The organism is Streptomyces sp. NPDC110618 (genome assembly GCF_055657065.1).
Genome location: NZ_JBVKBN010000008.1, coordinates 264,364 through 283,701 on the forward strand (window position 1 = coordinate 264,364; position 19,338 = coordinate 283,701).

The 19,338-nt window shown below is 73.5% G+C and carries 13 protein-coding genes; 3 read left to right on the top strand and 10 right to left on the bottom strand.

Annotated elements, in window-relative coordinates:
- Positions 1-242: 242 nt before the first annotated feature.
- Genes ACZ7L7_RS17505 through ACZ7L7_RS17515 form a run of 3 tightly spaced genes read right to left on the bottom strand, consistent with a single transcriptional unit; the run spans position 243 to position 6,480 of the window.
- Positions 243-1,472, bottom strand: a complete 1,230-nt coding sequence (locus ACZ7L7_RS17505) for a cytochrome P450 (protein ID WP_471429480.1) — start codon at positions 1,470-1,472, stop codon at positions 243-245.
- Complete coding sequence (locus ACZ7L7_RS17510; protein ID WP_472076371.1) at positions 1,469-2,440, bottom strand: TauD/TfdA family dioxygenase; 972 nt, start codon at positions 2,438-2,440, stop codon at positions 1,469-1,471. Before ACZ7L7_RS17510 ends, ACZ7L7_RS17505 begins: the two co-directional genes overlap by 4 nt.
- Entirely contained in the window at positions 2,437-6,480 is a 4,044-nt protein-coding gene (locus tag ACZ7L7_RS17515) for a PA14 domain-containing protein (RefSeq protein ID WP_472076373.1), read from the bottom strand. The genes ACZ7L7_RS17510 and ACZ7L7_RS17515 overlap by 4 nt, the downstream gene beginning before the upstream one ends.
- A 186-nt stretch (positions 6,481-6,666) precedes the next feature.
- Between ACZ7L7_RS17515 and ACZ7L7_RS17520 the strand changes: the two genes are divergently transcribed.
- Positions 6,667-7,317 carry a response regulator gene (locus tag ACZ7L7_RS17520; protein WP_285513369.1) on the top strand — a complete coding sequence of 217 codons (651 nt, stop codon included), beginning with the start codon at positions 6,667-6,669 and terminating at the stop codon, positions 7,315-7,317.
- Between the two features lie 65 nt (positions 7,318-7,382).
- On the opposite strand, the gene ACZ7L7_RS17525 is transcribed toward ACZ7L7_RS17520, so the two are convergent.
- From ACZ7L7_RS17525 to ACZ7L7_RS17535, 3 genes are all read right to left on the bottom strand, one after another.
- A complete protein-coding gene (locus ACZ7L7_RS17525; protein ID WP_285513368.1) occupies positions 7,383-7,679 on the bottom strand; it encodes a LysR family transcriptional regulator in 297 nt (98 codons plus the stop codon).
- A gap of 194 nt (positions 7,680-7,873) precedes the next feature.
- The gene (locus ACZ7L7_RS17530; protein ID WP_472076375.1) at positions 7,874-10,417 is read right to left on the bottom strand and encodes an ABC transporter permease; all 2,544 of its coding nucleotides are present in this window, start codon (positions 10,415-10,417) and stop codon (positions 7,874-7,876) included.
- Positions 10,417-11,187: an ABC transporter ATP-binding protein gene (locus tag ACZ7L7_RS17535; RefSeq protein ID WP_285513366.1), complete on the bottom strand. Its 771-nt coding sequence runs from the start codon at positions 11,185-11,187 to the stop codon at positions 10,417-10,419. The genes ACZ7L7_RS17530 and ACZ7L7_RS17535 overlap by 1 nt, the downstream gene beginning before the upstream one ends.
- Before the next feature lie 227 nt (positions 11,188-11,414).
- Between ACZ7L7_RS17535 and ACZ7L7_RS17540 the strand changes: the two genes are divergently transcribed.
- Positions 11,415-12,668, top strand: a complete 1,254-nt coding sequence (locus ACZ7L7_RS17540) for a cytochrome P450 family protein (protein WP_285513365.1) — start codon at positions 11,415-11,417, stop codon at positions 12,666-12,668.
- Positions 12,669-12,827: 159 nt separating this feature from the next.
- On the opposite strand, the gene ACZ7L7_RS17545 is transcribed toward ACZ7L7_RS17540, so the two are convergent.
- Complete coding sequence (locus ACZ7L7_RS17545; RefSeq protein WP_472076378.1) at positions 12,828-14,918, bottom strand: ABC1 kinase family protein; 2,091 nt, start codon at positions 14,916-14,918, stop codon at positions 12,828-12,830.
- A gap of 244 nt (positions 14,919-15,162) precedes the next feature.
- Here ACZ7L7_RS17545 and ACZ7L7_RS17550 point away from each other — a divergent pair, with 244 nt between their 5' ends.
- Entirely contained in the window at positions 15,163-15,396 is a 234-nt protein-coding gene (locus tag ACZ7L7_RS17550) for a DUF6269 family protein (protein ID WP_285513363.1), read from the top strand.
- An 83-nt stretch (positions 15,397-15,479) separates the two neighbouring features.
- On the opposite strand, the gene ACZ7L7_RS17555 is transcribed toward ACZ7L7_RS17550, so the two are convergent.
- The 3 genes from ACZ7L7_RS17555 to ACZ7L7_RS17565 all read right to left on the bottom strand — a co-directional run bounded on the left by ACZ7L7_RS17555 (position 15,480) and on the right by ACZ7L7_RS17565 (position 19,211).
- A complete protein-coding gene (locus tag ACZ7L7_RS17555) occupies positions 15,480-17,342 on the bottom strand; it encodes an AfsR/SARP family transcriptional regulator (RefSeq protein WP_472076380.1) in 1,863 nt (620 codons plus the stop codon).
- An 86-nt stretch (positions 17,343-17,428) separates the two neighbouring features.
- Positions 17,429-17,656, bottom strand: coding sequence for an acyl-CoA carboxylase epsilon subunit (locus tag ACZ7L7_RS17560; RefSeq protein ID WP_285513361.1), 228 nt, complete (start codon positions 17,654-17,656; stop codon positions 17,429-17,431).
- Between the two features lie 13 nt (positions 17,657-17,669).
- The gene (locus ACZ7L7_RS17565) at positions 17,670-19,211 is read right to left on the bottom strand and encodes an acyl-CoA carboxylase subunit beta (RefSeq protein WP_285513551.1); all 1,542 of its coding nucleotides are present in this window, start codon (positions 19,209-19,211) and stop codon (positions 17,670-17,672) included.
- Positions 19,212-19,338: the final 127 nt, after the last annotated feature.

A 19,338-nucleotide genomic window follows, 5' to 3' on the forward strand; every position in this document is an offset into this window, starting at 1 on the left:
GGCGTTAGTGGCGACGCGGCCCACACTACGAATCAAATTCCGCAGGCCCGCGGACTCATGGAAAACTTCGATGCGCCCGAGGGGCCATATCGAAAAATGCTCATCGCGCTGTACAGACGGCCAGGTCGGCCGTGCGCGCGCTTCTTTCCACGCGGAGCAGCCTTGTCGCCGACAATGCCGGACGCCCCGTCCGCGAAAGGCGGGACGGGGCGTCCGGGGCGCTCGGACCGGTGGTCGGGGGGCTACCGGGCCGGGCGCAGGGAGACGGGCAAGGAGCTGTACCCGTGCAGGAAGTTGGAGTGGATGGGCCGCGCCGGGGCGGTCGGGACCGCCTCCGCCACATGGGTGCGCAGCGCGGTCAGCAGACCGTTGATCTCCGCGCGGCCCAGGTAGGCGCCGAGGCAGAAGTGCGGCCCGTAGCCGAAGGACACGTGCTTGTTCGACGTGCGGCCCAGGTCGAAGACCTCGGGGGTGTCGAAGATCTCCTCGTCGTGGTTGGCGGAGACGTTCCAGAGCGTGACCACGTCTTTGGCCCGGATCGTCCGGCCCCCGATCTCCACGTCGGTCAGGGCGCGGCGGCCGAAGTGCATGGCGGGGGTGACCCAGCGCAGCACCTCCTCGACGGCGCTCTCCACCGTGACGTCGCCGTCCTTGAGCCGCCGCCACTGGTCCGGGTGGCGGATCAGCTCGTCCATCGCTCCGATCATGGAGAGCCGGCTGGTCTCGTCGCCGCCGATGATGACGCTGTAGCAGTTGAAGACGATCTCCTGCTCGGTCAGTGGCTCGCCGTCGATCGTGGCGGCGGCGAGCACGCTCACCACGTCGTCACGCGGGTCGTCGCGCCGCTCGGCCGCCAGATCGCTGAAGTAGAGCAGCAGTTCGTTGCGCGCGACGAGCGCCTCCTCCTCCGCCTGTCCCTCCTCCTCGGAGCTGAGGGCCTGTTTGGTCAGGGAGAGCAGGTAGTCCCGGTCGGCGGCGGGCACGCCGAGCAGATCGGCGACGGTGGCCATCGGGATGTGCTCGGCGACGTCCTGCGCGAAGTCGCAGTCGCCCCGGGCCACCGCCTCGCGCACCAGCCGGTCCGCCCGCCGGCGCACCCCGTCCACGACGGGTTCCAGCACGCGCGGCGCGAACGCCTTGAGCAGGACGTTGCGCAGGTCCCGGTGGCGCCGTCCGTCGGTGACGGCCAGCATGCGCCCGGCGGCCGAGTCGCCGCCCTCCAGGAGGGTGGCGAGGACGTTGCCCCGCTCGGAGGTGAACCGCTTGTTGTCACGGTAGACCTCCAGCACGTCGCGGTAGCGGGAGAGCACCCAGAACCCGGGCACGGCGCGGTCCCGCACGGGGTGCCAGTGGACCGGGTGGCCGGTGCGGAACGTCCGCCACAGCGCGGTCAGTTCGTCCCGGCCGGCGAGGAAGGTGCCCGGGTCGGTGAGATCGACGGCGGGGGGTGCGGCGGGCGGCGCGGCGGTCATGCCGCCTCGCGCTGGGTCATGGCCACCACGACCTTGCGCTCGCCGGTGAAGGGGCGCCGGCCGTGCGAGGTGAGGATGTTGTCGATCATCAGCACGTCCCCGGTGCGCCAGGGCTCGGCGAGCGTCCGCTCGTCGTAGACGCCGCGGATGGTCGCGATCTCGTCGGCGGTGATGGGCGTGCCGTCGCCGTAGTACGCGTTGCGGGGCAGCCCGTCCTCGCCGCAGATCTCCAGCAGCCCCTCGCGCACCGCCTCGGGCAGCGCGTGCACATGGAACAGGTGCGCCTGGTTGAACCACACCTTGCGGCCGGTGACCGGGTGCATCATGACCGCGGGGCGCCGCTGCCGGGTGCGCAGCACGTCGCCGTCCCACGCGGTCTCGATGCCGTGGTCCGCGCAGTAGCTCTCCACGTAGCCCTTGTCGTCGCTCTGGAAGCCCTCCTGCCAGGACAGGCCCATACCGGTGCGGTAGGTGCGGGTGTACAGCACGCCGTCCTTGTCCTCGAACCGGCGGACCAGGTCGGCCGGGAGCGCCCGGAGCACGGCCGCGCTGTCGGCCACCGGTGTCTCGCCGCCGGTCTCGGCGGCGCGCGCGCAGTAGAAGAAGACGTTGTGCGGCCAGTTGCGGGAGTAGGCGCTCTCGTTGTGCTGCGGGATCGTCTGGTCCTGCGGGTACTCGGTGGAGGTGTACACCTTCCCGGTGACCCTGCTGCGCGGGGTGGAGCGCTCGTTGTACTCCAGCGTTCGGCCGCCGATCTCCTCGGCGATCATGGCGAGTTCGGCGTCGTCGGTGAGACCGCTCGCCTTGACCATGACGGCGGCGTGCTCGTACATCGCCGCACGCAGCGCCCCGGCGTTGGCGGAGAACCAGGCGCGGTGGTCCGTGGTGTCCGGTACGACCCGCAGCAGCTGGGTGCCGTGGTGCTCGGCCAGCTCGGTGTCGGCGTCGGTGAATGGCGTCGTCATCATTCCTTCTCCACATCCAGGCTGTAGCCGTCGATGCTCGTGTGGTTGACCGGGTCACCGGCCGCGTACTCGTAGGGGTTCAGGAAGGGGCCGGCCGACACGGGGGCGGAGAACCGTCCGAAGGACGGGTTCAGGACCCGGGTGTCGAGCACGACGCTGTAGAGGGCGCCCTGGTGCTCGGTGCCGGCCTGGTGGCGGCCGAGCCAGCCGTAGTCGAAGTCGCCGGGCAGGTTGTCGGGCACGTGCCGCGGGTCGACGGTCCCGTCCGCCCGGAGCGGCTCGCCGTACAGGCCGTACCGGTAGTGGTCGCCGCGCCGGCGCCCGTCGTCGCCGACGAGGAGGAAGATGTCGCCGCGGACCGTCGGGTGGCTCCAGGTGGTGCGGGCCGCGCCCTCGGCGTGGGCGTCGACGGTGAGCACCACGCCGCCGGGCAGCCCGATCACCCGGGCCAGCAGCCGCTTGCGGGAGTCGAGCACGAGGTCGGGGCTCGCCTCGGCGATGTCGGTGTGGCCGTACCGGATCGTCTCGGTGCCCCGGGCGGTGGTCGCCGTGCGGGCCATGAGGTGGTCGGCGATGTCCTTGGTGTAGCGCACGTCGGCGGCGTCGGGGCCGGTGACGGCGGAGCCGAGGTAGCGCTCGGCGGCGTCCTGACGCTGGGTCACCCGCAGGCCGTCCTGCTCGTAGCCGGTGAGGTGGCCGTTGAGGGCGTACGAGGCGCCGGTCAGGGGGTGGTCGCCCGTGGTGGCCAGGAGCCGGTCGGCGGCGTCGTAGCAGTAGCCGGTGACCGTGGTGCCCTTGGCGGTGCGGTCCGTCAGCCGGATCACGTCGCCGTTCGCGCCGGCGCCGGGGCGGGTGCCGGACGGGCAGCCGGGGGGCAGGTCGGTGGTGAAGTCGCGGACGTACTCGTGGCCGGTGACGAAGGCACGTACCAGCCGGCCGGCCGCGTCGTAGGCGAAGTCGGGTCCGTCCGGGCGGGCGTCGGCGCCGGCCACGGACTCGTCGACGACGGTGCCCGACCGCGAGCGTGTCACCCGGGCCGAGTGCTCCGTGCCGTCGGCGAGGGTCCAGTCCTTGCCGGTGATCCGGCCCGCCGGGTCGCGTCGCACCACGAGCCGGGTGCCGTTGGCGTAGCGCACGTCCTTGAGGGCGCCCGCGGCGTCGTAGGCGGCCGAGGCCAGCCGGCGCCCGTCGAGGACGACGTCCAGGACGCGTCCGGCGGCGTCGTAGTGGGTCTTCTGGATCTGCGGGGCGTCGGCGGAGGAGGGCGGGCTCACCCGTTGCAGCACCACCCGGCCGGCGCGGTCGTAGCTCGTGCGGGTCACGGTGCCCTGGCCGTCGGTGTAGCTCACGGTGCGGCCCAGCAGGTCGACGGTGCTGGTCATGGAGTGGTCGTGCTGGCTCGCCCGCAGCGTCAGGGGGTCGCCGCCGTGGGCGCTGTCGTAGCTGACGGTCCACGCGGGCAGGCTGGCGTTGCCCGGCATGGACATGGTGGTGATACGGCCGCGGGCGTCGTAGCGGACGCAGGTCCAGTCGGGCCCGCCGAAGTTCACGGCGGCGGGCAGTCCGCGCGCGGTGTAGACGAACTTCTCGACGCGCGCCGAGCCGTCCTCCCCGGCGGGCAGCGCCACGGACTTCGGCAGTCCGCGCTGGGGCGCCGGGTCGTTCTCCGGGGTGCAGGGGTTGTCGGCGCTCTCGTCGGCCCCGTAGTAGCCGAAGGTCTTGCGGGTCCCGGCCGGGCTGGTCTCGGTGCTGGGGCGGAACGCCTCGTCGTAGGCGTAGGAGGTGGTCAGGGCGAGGCCGTCGGGGTCGGTCACGACCTCGGCGGGCAGCCCCAGTTCGTTCAGTCCCGTGCGGGTGGTCAGGGCGGGCACGCCGTCGGAGTCGGCGCGCACGGTGGTGATGGCGGTGGGCGTGTACGAGGTGGTCTGGGCCGGGACCCGGGCGCAGTCCCGGGGGGCGGGGGTGACCGGGCGCAGGTCGGCGCCGAAGCAGTCGGCCGGGCCGGGACCGTAGGACCCCGTCGGCATGCCGGACTCGTCGTAGACGGTGGTCGTCATCCGCCCCGCCGGGTCGGTCCGGGTCAGCGGCCGGCCGTCGGCGGTCCAGGTGAAGCGCGTGGTGCGGCCGGTGCCGTCGGTGTCGGCGGCGAGCCGCCCGGCGTCGTCGAAGGCGACCTCGCGGGTCCAGCCGTGCGGGGCGTCCACGCCGGCCACCCGCAGCCTCGTCCTGGCGGCGGTCACGGTGTAGGAGTGCTCGGGCCGCCGTGCCGAGCCCGCGTCGGTGCCCGCCGGGTCGGGTCCGGTGACCCGGGCGGCCGTGGCGCTGTCGTCCCGGTAGTCGACGCGGTACTGGGCGGCGGCGGTGTCGCGGCCGCTGCCGGCCGCGATCCAGTCCATGACGAGCGGGGGCCTGACCGCGGTGAGCCGGTGGTCGGCCGTGTAGCCGAAGTCGGTGGTCTCGCCGCCCGGGTTGACGAAGCGGACCAGCTTGCCCTCGCGGTAGTGCAGCTGGGTCAGACCGGCGCCCGGCACCCGCACGGCGCACACGTGGCCGGCGGGAGCCCGGCGGTCGGCGCACTCGTCGTCGCCCGCGTAGGCGAAGACCAGCCCCTCGTCCTCGGCCGCGGCGACGCCCGCGCTCTGGCCCTCCGCGGTCGCGGCGGCGGTGCGGCGTTCGGCGTGACCGCGCTGCTCGCGGGCGCCCTCGGGACGGGAGGAGGCACCGGAGGCGGAGTCCGTGCCCTGCCCGACGGCCGGGGCGGGGGCCGCGGGCGTGGGCGCGTTGGCAGCGGACGCGGAGTCCGGGCCCTGCCCGACGGCCGGGGCCGCCGACGTGGGCGCGTTGGCGGCGGACGCGGAGTCCGGGCCCGACGCGGCCGGGGTCACGCTCCAGCCGGGCGGCAGCACCGCGTCCGACGGCCGCAGCCAGGAGGCGGGTACGGGGACGGTGCGCCCGGCGCCGGCCGCCCACAGCGCGACCTGCCCGCCCTCGCCGGTGCGGCGGTAGTCGACGGTGACGGTGTGGGTCCGCCCGGCCCGCAGCGGTACGGCGGTGCCGAACGCGGGGCCGTCGCCCGCCTTCGTACCCTTCCAGTCGTCCAGCACCGTACGGCCGTCGATCCGGATGCGCAGCCCGCCGTCATGGCTGCCGCCGAAGCGGTAGCTGCCGTCGGCGGGCACGGCGATCCGGCCGGTCCAGCGCACCCGGAAGGCCGCGTCGGGCTCGGCCCGCGGATACGGTGCCCGGTCGCCCCAGCGGAAGTCGACGCGGGCGTCGGTGCGTACGGCGGCGGCCTTCTCCTCGGCGCCGATGCCGGTGGCGGAGTCGCCCGGGTAGTACGAGCCGGTCAGCCCGGACACCGTGCCCGCGGCCTGCGCGTCGTACCGGAAGGTGGCTCCCAGCGTCCCCGAACCGGTGGATACCTGCGGGGTGTTGACGGAGGCGGTGACGTTGCCGGTGGCGAGGTTGACGGTGACCGGGCCGAGGGTGTCCGTGGGGACGGGGCCGTCGGCCTGCTGCGCGCCGAGCCGCTGGTCGACGGTGAAGGAGCGCGCCGCCGCGTCCTGACCGGACCGGCCGCTGCGGTCCTTGACGCGCACCGTCCAGGTGTAGCGGCCGCCGTCCTTGAGCAGTCCGGCAGGAACCTGCCACCGGGGGGCCGTGATCCAGCCCGACGAGGTGACCTGGCCGGTGCGCGGGCTGTCTCCGGTGGACAGGACGAACTCGTAGGCCGCCGCACCGGGCCGGGCCGTGGCGCGCAGCCAGGGCCGGACGGTGGTGAGCACCGCCCCTCCCGCGGGCTGCGCCGCGGCGGCCGTCGGACCGTCGGCGCGGTCGGTGGCGGAGTCGAACCGGCCCTGCGGCCAGCCCGCGGGCACGGGTGCGCCCGCCGGAGCGGCCAGGTACGGCACCCGCGTCGCGTCGCCCTGTGCCGCGGCCTCGGAGGCCGCCGGGCCCAGCGGACCCAGCGGGCCCAGCAGGGTGAAGGAGAGAACCGTCGCCGCGGCCGCGGCGGTCCATCCGAGTCTTCTGGTGCGAGCCATGCCCAGTCACCACTCCAAAGAGGGGAAATCGCGGGGGAAAGAGAGGGGAGACGCAGCGCGCGGCGGCACCGGCGCGGCGACTGTTCCCGATGCTGTCAGCGGCCGGATCGGCACCGAAGTCCGCAGAGAATCTTTGAATACGGTCCCGGTGGCCGACCGGCTGACCGGCCAACTACCGTGCTCTGCGTGACCATTCGCATCCTTCTCGCCGACGACCAGGAGTCCGTGCGCATCGGATTCCGGCTGATCCTGGACTCCCAGCCGGACATGGAGGTGGTGGGCGAGGCCTCGGACGGCCGGCAGGCCTTCGAACTGGCTCAGGTGCTCCAGCCCGATGTGCTGCTCGCCGACATCCGCATGCCGCGCATGGACGGCCTGGAGCTGACCCGGCGGCTCGCCGGACCGGAGGCCGTGGACCCGGTGCGCGTGGTCGTGGTGACGACGTTCGGGCTCGACGAGTACGTCCACACCGCGCTGGGCAACGGCGCCTGCGGCTTCCTGCTGAAGCGGTCGGGGCCGGCGCTGCTGGTGGAGGCGGTCCGGGCCGCGATGGCCGGTGACACCCTGATCAGCCCGTCGCTGACGGTCAGTCTGCTGCGGCACGCGCAGCAGGCCGCGCGGCCCCGGCCCGTCCAGCCGGCGGAGGCGCTGACGGAGCGTGAGACGGAGATCGCGCGGCTGGTCGCCAAGGGGCTGACCAATGCCGAGATCGGGGCGCAGTTGTTCATCTCCGCCGGCACGGTGAAGACGCACATCGCCAACGTGCAGCGCAAGCTGGACGCCCGTAACCGCGTCGGCATCGCCGCCTGGGTGTGGGGCAACGGCCTGATGGAGTGAGGAGCCCGGCAGGCCGTTGCCGGCGGTGCCGGTCGCCCCGGGGCGGCCGGGCCGGGGCCGCGGGGTCAGGACGGGGCACAGACGTCCTTCATGCTGTCGATCAGGGCGAGTACGGCGCGGGCGGAGGGCAATATCATGCGGCCCTCCCGGGTGAGTCTCGCCCCGGTGGAATCTCGGGTGAAGAGTTTGATCCCCAGCACCTGCTCCAGACATTTGATCTGATAGCTGATGGCCGGCTGCGAATATCCGAGTACTCTCGCGGCCTGGTCCATACGCCCGATCTCGGCGACGGACACAAAGGCACGGAACTCCCGCTCGTGCATCATTCCCCCTGTCTCTCCGGTGGATACCAGCGGATCCACCTGCCTCCCGCGCTCGGGCGCCGGAACTGTTGAGAGGCGGTTCCATACCAGCCCAGGGGAATTGGCAGGGGCAATGGAAGATGCAGGAAGCTGCAAGGCCTGCTCCGGCATGGGCGAAGGGCGCCCCCGGAGGTTTTCCGGAAGCGCCCTTCGGGTCTCGTCCCACCGACCGGCTGCTGCCCTTTCCCGGCCGGTCAGCCCCGGCTGATGGCCGCCAGCACGTTCAGCCGGGCGCCGCGCCGGGCGGGGGCGAGCGAGGCGATGACACCGACGACCGCCGCACCGATCAGATAGGCCAGCATCTGGCCCCAGGGCAGCGAGAGCCGGGTGACGCCCTGGTCCTCCATCCCGTGGGCCACCGCGAGCCCGAGCACCGCGCCCACCACGACTCCGAGCACCGCGCCGAACAGCGAGATAACCACCGACTCGGTCATGATCATGCGGATCGTCTGGCCGCGGCTGAGACCGATGGCGCGCAGGGCGCCCATCTCCCGGGTGCGCTCCAGGATCGACAGGGCCAGCGTGTTGACGATGCCGAGCACGGCGATCAGCATGGCCACGGCCAGCAGGGCCTGGACGACGGCGAGCATCATGGCGAACCCGCCGCTGAACATGTCGATCACTTCGTCGCGGGTCTGCACGGTGACCTCCGGGCTGTCCTTCAGCAGGGCCTCGATCCGGGGTTGCACCTGCCCGGTGTCCGCCCCGTCGGCCAGCTCGAAGTACGCCTGGGAGGGCTGCTTGGAGCGGAACCCGGCCTGCGCGTCGGCCCACGGGACGACGACCGCGTTGGCGAGCGTGGAGTCGGCGAACAGGCCGGCCACGCGGTAGGTATGGGCCTCCCCGCGCTGCAACTGGACGCGGACGCTGTCACCGACCTTCAGCCCGCGGCTGTCGGCGGTGCTCTCGTTCATCACCACGGTGCCCGCGGCCAGGGTGTCCACGCTGCCGTCGGCGCCCTTCAGACCGAGCACCTCGCGCGCCTTGGACCAGTCCTGCCAGGAGGCGACCGACTGGGTGTCCTTGCCGACCGTGGCCGTGTCCATCGCCGCGGCGGCGACGTTGCCGACCCCCGGTTCCTGGGCGATCCGGGTGAGCGCGGCCGGGTCGATGGAAGCCGAACTCGCCGAACCGGCCTCGCCCATGGCCACGAGGTCCGCCCGCAGGTCCCGCCTGATGTCGCGGGTGACACTCGCCTCGGAGGAGACGGCCACCGTGCTGATGGCGGTCACCAGGGCCACGCCGATCATCATGGCCGAGGCCGTGATGGCCGTACGGCGGGGATTGCGGGCCGAGTTGTCGCGTCCGAGCCGGCCGGGCAGCGACCGGGCGAACAGCGCCCCGAGCCACCGTACGGCCGGACCGCTGACCAGCGGGGTGAGCAGGGCGACCCCCACGAAGGCGGGCAGGACGCCGAGGAGGATCGCGGAGATCCCGCCCGCTCCCGTGCTGCCGAGGACCAGCAGCAGCGCGCCCAGGGCCAGCAGCACCGCCCCGGTCCAGGTCTGCTTGCGGTGCCGTCCCTGCGGGGCGGCGCTGGCGCGGATCACCGCCAGCGGGGCCACCTTGGAGGCGCGCAGCGCCGGGGCGAGCGCGGCCAGCATCGTGGTGACGACGCCCACCGCGAAGGCGGTGACCACCGCGGACGCGGGCACCCCGAGCGAGGCCACCTTCAGCCCGTCGGTCGAGCCGGCCAGCAGGTCGGAGCCGAGCGCTCCGATGCCGACACCGGCGGCCAGCCCCAGGGCCGAGGAGACCAGGCCCACCGCGAAGGACTCCAGGAGCACGGAGCCGATCATCTGCCGGCGGCTGGCGCCCAGGGCCCGCAGCAGGGCCAGTTCGCCCATGCGCTGCGCCACGATGATGGAGAAGGTGTTGATGATGAGGAAGACACCGACGAGGACCGCGACGGCGGCGAAGCCGAGCAGCAGCATGCTCATCATGTCGAGGATGCCCCGGGTCTTGTCCGACGCCTTCTCGGCCAGCTCACGCCCGGTCAGCACGTCGTAGCCGGCGCCGAACCGCCGGTCGAGGTCCTGGGCGACCTCGGTGGCCGAGGCGCCGGAGGCGAGGTCGATCCGCACCCCCGAGAACTCCCCGGCGCGGCCGAGCATCAGCTGCTGGGCGACCGGCTCGGTGAAGATCACCGTCTGCTCGCCGCCGACGGAGTCCCGCTGCTCGGAGTAGCCGAAGACACCGGCCACGGTGAAGTCGCGCCGGGGCTCGTTGGTCAGCACGCCGATGCTGTCGCCGACTTTCAGGCCGGCCTTCTGTGCCAGCGCGGCATTGATCACGACCTCGCCGGCGGCGCGCGGTTCGTGGCCCGAGCGCAGCTCGATCAGGTCGCTCTCGCCGCGCCAGCTGCCGCCGTAGCGGGGACCTCCGGTGCTCGGGACGATCTTGCCGTCCTTGCCCACGGCACGGGCGCCCTCGGCCAGCACCAGGCCGCTCGCTCCGGCCACGCCGGGGACGTCGGCCGCCTTGGCGATGTCGTTCGCGGCCACGGGGGGCACCGCGGCCGGGTCGTCGGCGGTGCCCGCGGACACCTTCGGCCGGTGCTGGACGTAGAGGTCGATGTCGTCGTAGGCGCCGTTGAACTGGGCGTCGATGGAACGGTTGAGGGTGTCCTTGATGACCATGGCACCGGACACGAACATCACGGCGAGCACGATCGCCAGGCCGGACAGGACCAGGCGCAGTTTGCGGGAGAACAGGCTCTTGAGCGTCGCGGTCAGCATCACGCCACCCGCGCCCGGCCGTCGAGGGAACGCATCTTGTCGAGCACGGCGTCCGCGGTCGGCTCCCGCAGCTCGTCCACGATCCGGCCGTCCGCCAGGAAGACGACCCGGTCGGCGTAGGAGGCGGCCCGCGGGTCATGGGTGACCATCACGATGGTCTGCCCGAGGGCGCGGACCGACTCCCGCAGGAACTGCAGGACTTCGGTGCCGGAGGCGGAGTCCAGGTTGCCGGTGGGCTCGTCGGCGAAGATGACCTCCGGCTGGGAGACCAGCGCCCGCGCGCAGGCGACGCGCTGCTGCTGGCCGCCGGACAGCTCGCTGGGCCGGTGGCCGAGCCGCGGGGCCAGGCCGACGGTGTCGACGACCCTGTCGAACCAGTCCTGGGACGGCTTGCGCCCGGCGATCGCCAGCGGCAGCAGGATGTTCTCCTCGGCCGTGAGCGTCGGCAGCAGGTTGAACTGCTGGAAGATGAAGCCGATCTGGTTGCGGCGCAGCAGCGTCAGCTGCTTGTCGGTCATGTCGTTCACCTTGACCTCGCCGATGAAGACCTCACCCTCGGTGGGGGTGTCCAGGCCCGCCAGCGTGTGCATCAGGGTCGACTTGCCGGAACCGGAGGGCCCCATGATGGCGGTGAACTCACCGGCGGCGAAGTCGACGTCCACGCCGCGCAGTGCCGCGACTTGGGCTTCCCCCTCGCCGTACAGTTTCGTCACCCCGACAGCCCGGGCGGCGACCTGCCGCTTCGTCGAAGCCGAAATGGTCGCGGTCATGACTCACACTCCCCACAGGGATCGATTCGAGAACGGTCCATGACCGGAGCACTGTGCACCGTGTCCGGCTCGGAAAGGACCTTATGAACGGCCCGGTGAGCGCCACATCTGCCGAACGGCATAGATGTCCGCCCACGCGGCCGGCCAACTCGGGGGACAGATCGAACTCTTGAAAGCAGCACTGCGCCCGGCCGCCGGCCGCGCCTAGCGTGCCGGGGACCGGCGGCATGCCCGCGCTGCGCTACGGAGGTCAGAAGATGGCGGCCACGCGGACCCTTTCCAAGTACTGGATGCTGACGAACGAGTTCGTCCAGAACCCCTACCCGCTCCTCGAACACGTGCGGCAGGAGAGCCCGGTGTGCGAGCTGGCCTTCCCGGACGGCGGCCGGGCCTGGGTGGTGACCCGCTACGACGACGCCAAGGCGGCGCTGGCCGACCCCCGGCTGAGCCGGGACATCCATGTGCAGTACCGCCTGATGTCCGAGCGCACCGGACGGCCGATGGCGCCGCCGCCCGAGGAGGCCAACCACCTCGCCAACCAGGAGCCGCCGCGCCACACCCCGCTGCGCCGGGCGATCAGCTTCGCGTTCACTCCGCGCCGGGCGGAGGCGCTGCGCCCGAGGGTGGAGGAGATCGCCGGCCGGCTCCTCGACGCCCTGCCGGAGGACGCGCCGGCCGATCTCATCGCCGGGTACGCCGATCCGCTGCCCGTCATCACCATCGCCGAGCTGATGGGTGTGCCCTCCGACAGCTGGCCCGACTTCCTGCGCTGGTCGGCCGCGCTGCGCGCGCACTCCCCCACCGACTCCTCCGGACGGCTGCAGAGCACCGTCCGGGAGCTGTCCGACTTCATGGCCGCGCTGATCGCGCGCAAGGAGCGCGAGCCGGGCGAGGACCTGCTGTCCGCCCTGATCCACGCCGCCCCGGAGCGGCGGCTGACCCCCACCGAGATCCTGTCCACCGGCTTCGCCCTCATGACGGGCGGCAACGACACCACCGCGAGCCTGGTCGGCGGAGTGATCGCGGCCCTGCTCACGCACCCCGCCGAACGCTCCCGGCTCCTGTCCGAGCCGGGGCGCTGGACGGCGTCCATGGACGAGCTGATCCGGTACGTGAACCCCATCACCAACGCGCTGCAGCGCGTCACCACCGAGCCGGTGACGCTGGGCGGGGTGACCATCCCGGCCGGCGAGGTCGTCGTCATCTGCGTGCTGTCGGCCAACCGGGACACCGGCCAGTTCCCCGACCGTCCCGGCGAACTCGGCCTGGACCGGCCCAAGCCCGCCCACCTGAGCTTCGGGCACGGTATCCACTACTGCTCCGGCGCACACCTGGCGAAGGTCATCACCGAGGTCGCCGCGCGCCGGCTCTTCGAACGCTTCCCCGAGGCCCGGCTCGCGGTGGACCCGGCGCGGCTGGAGTACGTGCAGAACGTGGTGGTGCGCCCGCTCCGGGCACTGCCGGTCCTGCTGCGGCCCTGAGCCGGCCCGGCGCGCGCCGGGTCGGGGTCACTCGGGGCGGCGGCCCGGGGCACTGGTGGCGGCGGCCCGGGTCACTCGGGGCGGCGGTCCGGGCCACTCGGGGCGGCGGCGCGGGCCACTCGGGGCGGCGGTCCGGCTCACTCGGCGCGGCGGTCCGGCTCACTCGGGGCGGCGCATGGCGGTGAACAGCGCCCGGAGCATCAGGATCGCGCTGAAGGCGAGCACGTGGTAGCCGAGCAGCGGGTACAGCTCCAGCTGCCGGGTCACCCGCGGACCCTTTCCGGTGCCGAACACCAGCAGCATGACGCCCATCATGCCCGTGCAGGCCGCCATCAGACTGATCGTCACCTGGTGGACCAGCCCGGAGACGAAGCGGCGCTCCCGCTCGTCGGCGAGCACCCGGACCCGCACGCCGAGCCTGCCCTCCTCCAGTGAGGCGCTGATCCGCTCGGCCCGGCGGGGCAGCCTGCGCATCATGGGCAGCACATGCAGCAACTCCTGTGCCGCGCCGTGCAGCAGGGACGGCACCGCTCCGGCCCCGGAGCCACCCGCGTCCGCCCCGTCGGCCGCCGGGGCGCCCGGCCGGCGCAGGAACTCCGGCCAGCTGTCGGTGAGCATGCCCACCGCGAACGACCGGGCCTCCTCAAGGAGGTTGAAGCCGGGGGCGAGCCGGGTGAGGGTCCCCTCGATGGTGGCCAGCGCCCGGAAGACGGCCGCGATCTCGGGCGGCACCGCCAGCCCGAACCGGGCCAGCATCCGGAACAGCGCGGTGAACATCTCCGTGTCCGGCTGTGCGTCCGCCCCCAGGTGCCGGGCCATGAACCGGCCCAGTTCCCGTTCCAGCAGCGGACCGGGCAGCAGGTCCTCGTGCATGGTGGCGCGCGTGCCGAGCAGGGCCAGCAGCGCGTCGTGCAGCCCGGCCGGATCACCGCGGTCGACGGCGATCAGCAGCTCCCGGATGGCGAGCCGGGCGGAGGGGTCGATCCGGCCCACCGAGCCGAAGTCGATCAGTCCGATGTGCCCGTCGTCGAGCAGCAGCAGGTTTCCCGGGTGCGGGTCGGCGTGGAAGACGCCCACCCGCAGGATCTGGTGCAGCATCGAGCCGAACGCGGTGCGGGCCAGCGCCGCCCGGTCGAGTCCGGCCTCCTCGGCGACCGCTCCGGCCCGGTCGAAGGTGACGCCCTCCAGCCACTCCTGGACCAGCACCCGGGCCGAGGTGTACTCCTCGTACACGCGCGGGATGCGCACCCGGGCGCCCTCGCGGACCCCCCGGGTGGCCCGGATCACCGCGTTCGCGTTGCGCGCCTCGATCCGGAAGTCCAGCTCCTCGCGCAGCGACTGCGCGAACCCGTCGCTCAGTTCGCGCAGCCCGAAGGCGTGGGCGGTGCGGACGCGGCTCTCCAGACCGCGGCTGAGCGCGAGGACGATGTCCAGGTCCCGCTCGACCGTCTCCCGCACGCCGGGCCGCTGGATCTTGACAACGACCGTGGAGCCGTCGAGCAGCCGGGCGCGGTGCACCTGTGCGACGGAGGCCGCCGCCAGCGGCCGGTGCTCGATGCTCTCGAAGACCTCGAAGACGGGCCTCCCCAGCTCCTTGCGCAGCACCGCCTCGACCTCCGGCCAGGGCGCGGGCGGCACTGCGCTCTGCAGCCTGCTGAACTCGTCGATGAAGTGGGGCGGCAGCAGGTCGCGCCGGGTGGAGAGCACCTGGCCGAGCTTGATCATCGCCCCGCCGCACTCCTCCAGGGCCAGCCGCGCCGAGCGGGCCGACTGCTCGCCGAAGGGACCGGGCCGCATCGCCCGGTCCCAGCCGCCGCGTCCGCGCAGCACCCAGCCGAGGCCGTTGCCGACGAGGATCCGGCTGATCTGCACATAGCGGCGCGCCCTGCGCACCCGGTCGCCCAGCCCGCGCGCCGCCTGGAGCGGCCGGGCCCAACTGCCGTACGGCAGGAACACCTCCAGCACCACCAGGGTGGCCATCGCGGCCAGCAGGGCCAGCGGGATCTGGAGGGTGGACAGCGCGCCCTGCTCGGCGTCACCGCCGCGCAGCACCCTCCCGTACACCACCAGGCTGGCCACGCCGACGAGACCGGCGCCGAGCATGCGCAGCGCCCCGACCCGGATCCCGAGGAGCCGGCGCGAGGCCGTGGAGACGCCGACGGCGAGGGCGACGAGCAGCACCGCGGCGGTCACGGCCACCAGGAGGGTGAGTGGTACGCCGCTGAACGCGGCCTCGGCCATGGATGTCATCGAACCGCCCCCTCGATCGTCGCGCGCCACCCTAGGGCGCGGGCGCGCACCGGCTGAGCGACATGGCAGCTTGCTGCAACGCCGTCAGTGACGGCGGGAACGGCCGGAGTTCCGTACGGAATCTGTATCCGGCCTTGCGGACACCTGGACCGGGGAGCGGAGAAATCCGGGGTCTCGCGTATCCCTCGCCGGTGGAGGCTGTCGACGGGCCCCGCAGGGCCCCGTTGGCGGCAGAGGAGGAACCATGTACGACAACCACGCGGCCACTGAGCGGGTACGGCATCCGCTCGCGGTTCTGACGGAGATCGAACAGCGGGCCGTTGTCGAGGCGGAGCCCCCGCAGGAGGCCACCACGCCCTCGGCCAGGCTGCTCACGGAGTACGTGCAGGCGCTGGGTGAGCTGGTCGCCGGGCGGAGCACGCCGGAGGAGGCGGAGGTGTACACCTTCGACGAGGGCCACGCCGGCGGCTGCGGCTGAACCCGGCCCGCCCGACGGGGCGTCCGGACACGGCGTACGGCGCCCGGACCCGGCGCCGGGCATGAGCCGGTGACGACGCCCGGCTACGCCGCGGTGAGCGCCGCCGCGCCGTGTCCGGCGGCCAGCAGCCGGGCCAGGGCCGCCACCCGATAGCTCGGCCACGGTCCGGCGTCGGCGGGGCGGCCCTCCAGCAGGCGTACGTCGGCGAGCCGGGCGAGCGCCTCCTCGGCGTCCGCGGCCGGTACGCCCAGGAGCGGGGCCGCGTCGGCGGCGGTGAACCGGCGCGGTCCCGCCGCCGCGAGCACGGTGAAGGTCTCCCGGAGTTCGCCGGGAAGCCCGCGCAGCACGGCCCGCAGACCCGCTCCCGCGTCCAGTGCGCCGAACCGCAGCTCGGCCAGCCTGCGTTCCTCGGGTTCCAGGCGGTCGGCCAGGTGCGTGACGGACCAGTGGGGCCGGGCTGCGAGCCGGGCCCCGGCGATCCGCAGGGCGAGCGGGACGCGGTCGCACAGTTCCGCGATGCGCACGGCCGCCCGGGGCTCCGCCACGATCCGCTCCGGTCCCGCGACCGCCGCGAGCAGCCGGATCGCGTCAGCGGGCGCCAGCGGTCCGAGCCGGACCGGCCTGAGGCCCTCCAGTGCCCCCAGCGCCGCGCCAACGCCCGTGACGACGGTACGACTGGCCCCGGCGCCCGGCAGCAGCGGACGCACCTGCGCGTCGTCGTCCGCGCCGTCGAGGACGACCAGCATCCGCCGGCCGGCCGTACGGGTCCGGTAGAGCTGGACGCGTTCGTCGAGGTTCTCGGGCAGCCCGGCCGGGGCCACGCCCAGGGCGCGCAGGAACCGGCCGAGGATCTCGTACGGGGCGCGGGCGGGTGCGGCGGAGCACAGGTCGGCGTGGAGCAGACCGTCCGGGAAGGCGTCGCGGCACCGTTCGGCGACGTACCGGGCCAGTGCCGACTTCCCGCTCCCGGGCGCGCCGGTGATCAGCACGTCCCGCCGCCCGAGCAGGGCACCGACGGTCTCCGCGACCTCCCCGCGCCGCCCGGTGAAGTCCGCGGGGGCGGCCGGGACCTGCCGGGGCACGGCGAGCGGCAGGTCTCGGGGGTCCTGGGCGTACGCGGAGGGGAGGGGCGCCTCCGGCGCGGGCGTCGGCTCCGGCCCGGCGACGGTCCCGGGACCGGTCGCGCCCCAGCCTTCCACTGCGGCGCCGACGGCCTCGGACGCCTCGGACAGCGTGCCGGTGAGGACGCGCTGGTGGAGGGCGCGCAGCGCCGGGCCGGGGTCGATGCCGAGTTCCTCGGCGAGCAGGCGGCGGCCCGACTCGTAGACCGCGAGGGCGTCCGCCCGCCGGTCGCAGCGATGCAGAGCCGTCATCAGCAGACCGCGCAGCCGCTCGCGCAGCGGATGCAGAAGCACCTCGCGGGTCAGCGCCGGCACCACCTCCGCGTGGCCGCCCAGGGCGAGCGCGGCCTCGGCGTGCCCCTCCACCGCGGCGAGCCGGGCCTCGGCCAGCCGCGGTGCCTCGGCCTCGGCGAACCACTCGGTCACCCCGGTCACCGCCGGACCGCGCCACAGCGCGAGGGCGGCGGCGTACCGCCGTTCGGCCGCCGCGGGCCGGCCCGCGCGCAGATCGGCGCCGGCCGCCTCGGCCAGGCCGCGGAAGGCTGCCCAGTCGAAGAACGCCTCGCCCGGGTCCATCCGGTAGCCGCGGCCGCCGCGTTCCAGGCGGACCGCGTCACCGAGCCGGGTACGCAGCCGGGACACGTAGGTGTAGAGCTGTTTGGTGCTCGTCGTGGGCGGCTGCCAGCCCCACAGCAGCGCGGTGAGCCGTTCGTCCGTCACCACCGCGCCCTGGGCCAGCAGCAGGGCGGCCAGGACAGTGCGCTGTTTGTCGCCGTCGAGCGCGACGGTTCGGCCCGCGCTCTCGGCGGACACCAGACCGAGCACGCGGAAGCCCGTTCCGCCCTCCCCCGTCGCAGCCCGGCCGCCCCGTGGGCGGGGCCGCGCGCCGGCGTCGGCTCCGGCCACGGCGGCTACCGGACGTCCCGCCGTCCGCCGGCCATCCAGGACGCCGGCGGGAACAGCTCCGGGCGGGGCCAGCCGGCGCCGCGGACGGGCGGGCGGCGCACCTCACGTGCGGCGGCCAGGGCCGTGAACAGCGCGGTGACGGCGGCCAGTTCCTCGGCGGACGGGGTCCCGCGCACGATCTCGAACACCGTGGGCAGGGGCGGTCCGTCGGGCACCGGGGGCACAGCGGACATGACGGTCCCTCCTTCAGGCCGGCGGGTTGCCGTGTTTGCGGGCGGGCAGGGCGGCGTGCTTGGCGCGGAGCGCGGCCAGCGCGCCGATCAGCGCGCCCCGCGTGCCGGCCGGGTCGATGACGTCGTCCACCAGGCCGCGCTCGGCGGCGTAGTAGGGGTGCATGAGCTCGGACTTGTACTCCTTGACCAACTGGGCGCGCATGGCCTCGGGGTCGTCGGCCTCGGCGATCTGCCGCCGGAAGATGACGTTGGCCGCGCCTTCGGCGCCCATCACGGCGATCTCGTTGGTGGGCCAGGCGTAGGTGAGGTCGGCGCCGATGGACTGGCTGTCCATGACGATGTACGCGCCTCCGTACGCCTTGCGCAGGATCAGCGAGATCCGGGGCACGGTCGCGTTGCAGTAGGCGTACAGCAGCTTCGCGCCGTGGCGGATGATTCCGCCGTGCTCCTGGCCGACGCCGGGCAGGAAGCCGGGGACGTCGACCAGGGTGACGAGGGGAATGCTGAACGCGTCGCACATCTGGACGAAGCGGGCCGCCTTCTCGGAGGCCTCGATGTCCAGGACGCCCGCCAGGGTCCGCGGCTGGTTGGCCACAATGCCGACGACCTGGCCGTCGAGCCGGGCCAGCGCGCAGATGATGTTCCGCGCCCAGCGCTCGTGGACCTCCAGGTAGTCGCCGTCGTCGACGATCTCCTCGATGACCTCGGCCATGTCGTACGGCCGGTTGCCGTCCGCCGGGACCAGGTCCAGCAACCGTGCGCACCGCCGGCCGGGCGGGTCCGTGGCGAGGACGGCGGGCGGGTTCTCGCGGTTGTTCTGCGGCAGCATCGACAGGAGGTAGCGCACCTCGGCGATGCAGGTCTCCTCGTCGTCGTAGGCGAAGTGGCAGACACCGGAGGTCTCCGCGTGGACGTCCGCGCCGCCCAGGCCGTTCTGCGTGATCTCCTCACCCGTCACGGCCTTGACCACGTCCGGGCCGGTGATGAACATCTGCGAGGTCTCACGGACCATGAACACGAAGTCCGTCAGGGCCGGACTGTAGGCGGCGCCGCCCGCGCACGGGCCGAGCATCACCGAGATCTGCGGGATGACACCCGAGGCCCTGGTGTTGCGCTGGAAGATGCCGCCGTACCCGGCCAGCGCCGAGACGCCCTCCTGGATACGGGCACCCGCGCCGTCGTTCAGCGAGACCAGCGGCGCACCGGCCGCGATGGCCATGTCCATGATCTTGTGGATCTTCGTGGCGTGGGCCTCGCCCAGCGCACCGCCGAAGATCCGGAAATCATGCGCGTACACGAACACCGTGCGGCCCTCGACCGCGCCCCAGCCGGTGATCACACCGTCGGTGTACGGCTTCTTCGCCTCCAGGCCGAAGCCCTGGGCGCGGTGCCTGCGCAGCTGTTCGACCTCTCGGAAGGAACCCGGGTCGAGCAGCAGCTCGATCCGCTCCCGGGCGGTCAGCTTGCCCTTGGCATGCTGCGCCGCGGTCGCCGCCGGGACGCCCCCGAGGACCTCCTCGCGCAGCAGGGTCAGTTCACTGACCCGGTCCCCCATCGTCATGGCCGACTCCCTCGTCCAGGGCACGACGCCGACTGTGACACCGCGCCCCGGCCCGGCCCAACGGCCCTGACAGGAACGTGCCACGACCGGCCCAGGGGCCACCGCCCGGCCGCCGTTTCAC

Bases quoted from the DNA above. Each gene is read 5' to 3' on its own strand.
- ACZ7L7_RS17530 (WP_472076375.1), bottom strand. From the start codon at position 10,417: ATGCTGACCGCGACGCTCAAGAGCCTGTTCTCCCGCAAACTGCGCCTG.
- ACZ7L7_RS17510 (WP_472076371.1), bottom strand. From the start codon at position 2,440: ATGATGACGACGCCATTCACCGACGCCGACACCGAGCTGGCCGAGCAC.
- ACZ7L7_RS17515 (WP_472076373.1), bottom strand. From the start codon at position 6,480: ATGGCTCGCACCAGAAGACTCGGATGGACCGCCGCGGCCGCGGCGACG.
- ACZ7L7_RS17535 (WP_285513366.1), bottom strand. From the start codon at position 11,187: ATGACCGCGACCATTTCGGCTTCGACGAAGCGGCAGGTCGCCGCCCGG.
- ACZ7L7_RS17560 (WP_285513361.1), bottom strand. From the start codon at position 17,656: ATGTCCGCTGTGCCCCCGGTGCCCGACGGACCGCCCCTGCCCACGGTG.
- ACZ7L7_RS17550 (WP_285513363.1), top strand. From the start codon at position 15,163: ATGTACGACAACCACGCGGCCACTGAGCGGGTACGGCATCCGCTCGCG.
- ACZ7L7_RS17505 (WP_471429480.1), bottom strand. From the start codon at position 1,472: ATGACCGCCGCGCCGCCCGCCGCACCCCCCGCCGTCGATCTCACCGAC.
- ACZ7L7_RS17565 (WP_285513551.1), bottom strand. From the start codon at position 19,211: ATGGGGGACCGGGTCAGTGAACTGACCCTGCTGCGCGAGGAGGTCCTC.
- ACZ7L7_RS17545 (WP_472076378.1), bottom strand. From the start codon at position 14,918: ATGACATCCATGGCCGAGGCCGCGTTCAGCGGCGTACCACTCACCCTC.
- ACZ7L7_RS17540 (WP_285513365.1), top strand. From the start codon at position 11,415: ATGCCCGCGCTGCGCTACGGAGGTCAGAAGATGGCGGCCACGCGGACC.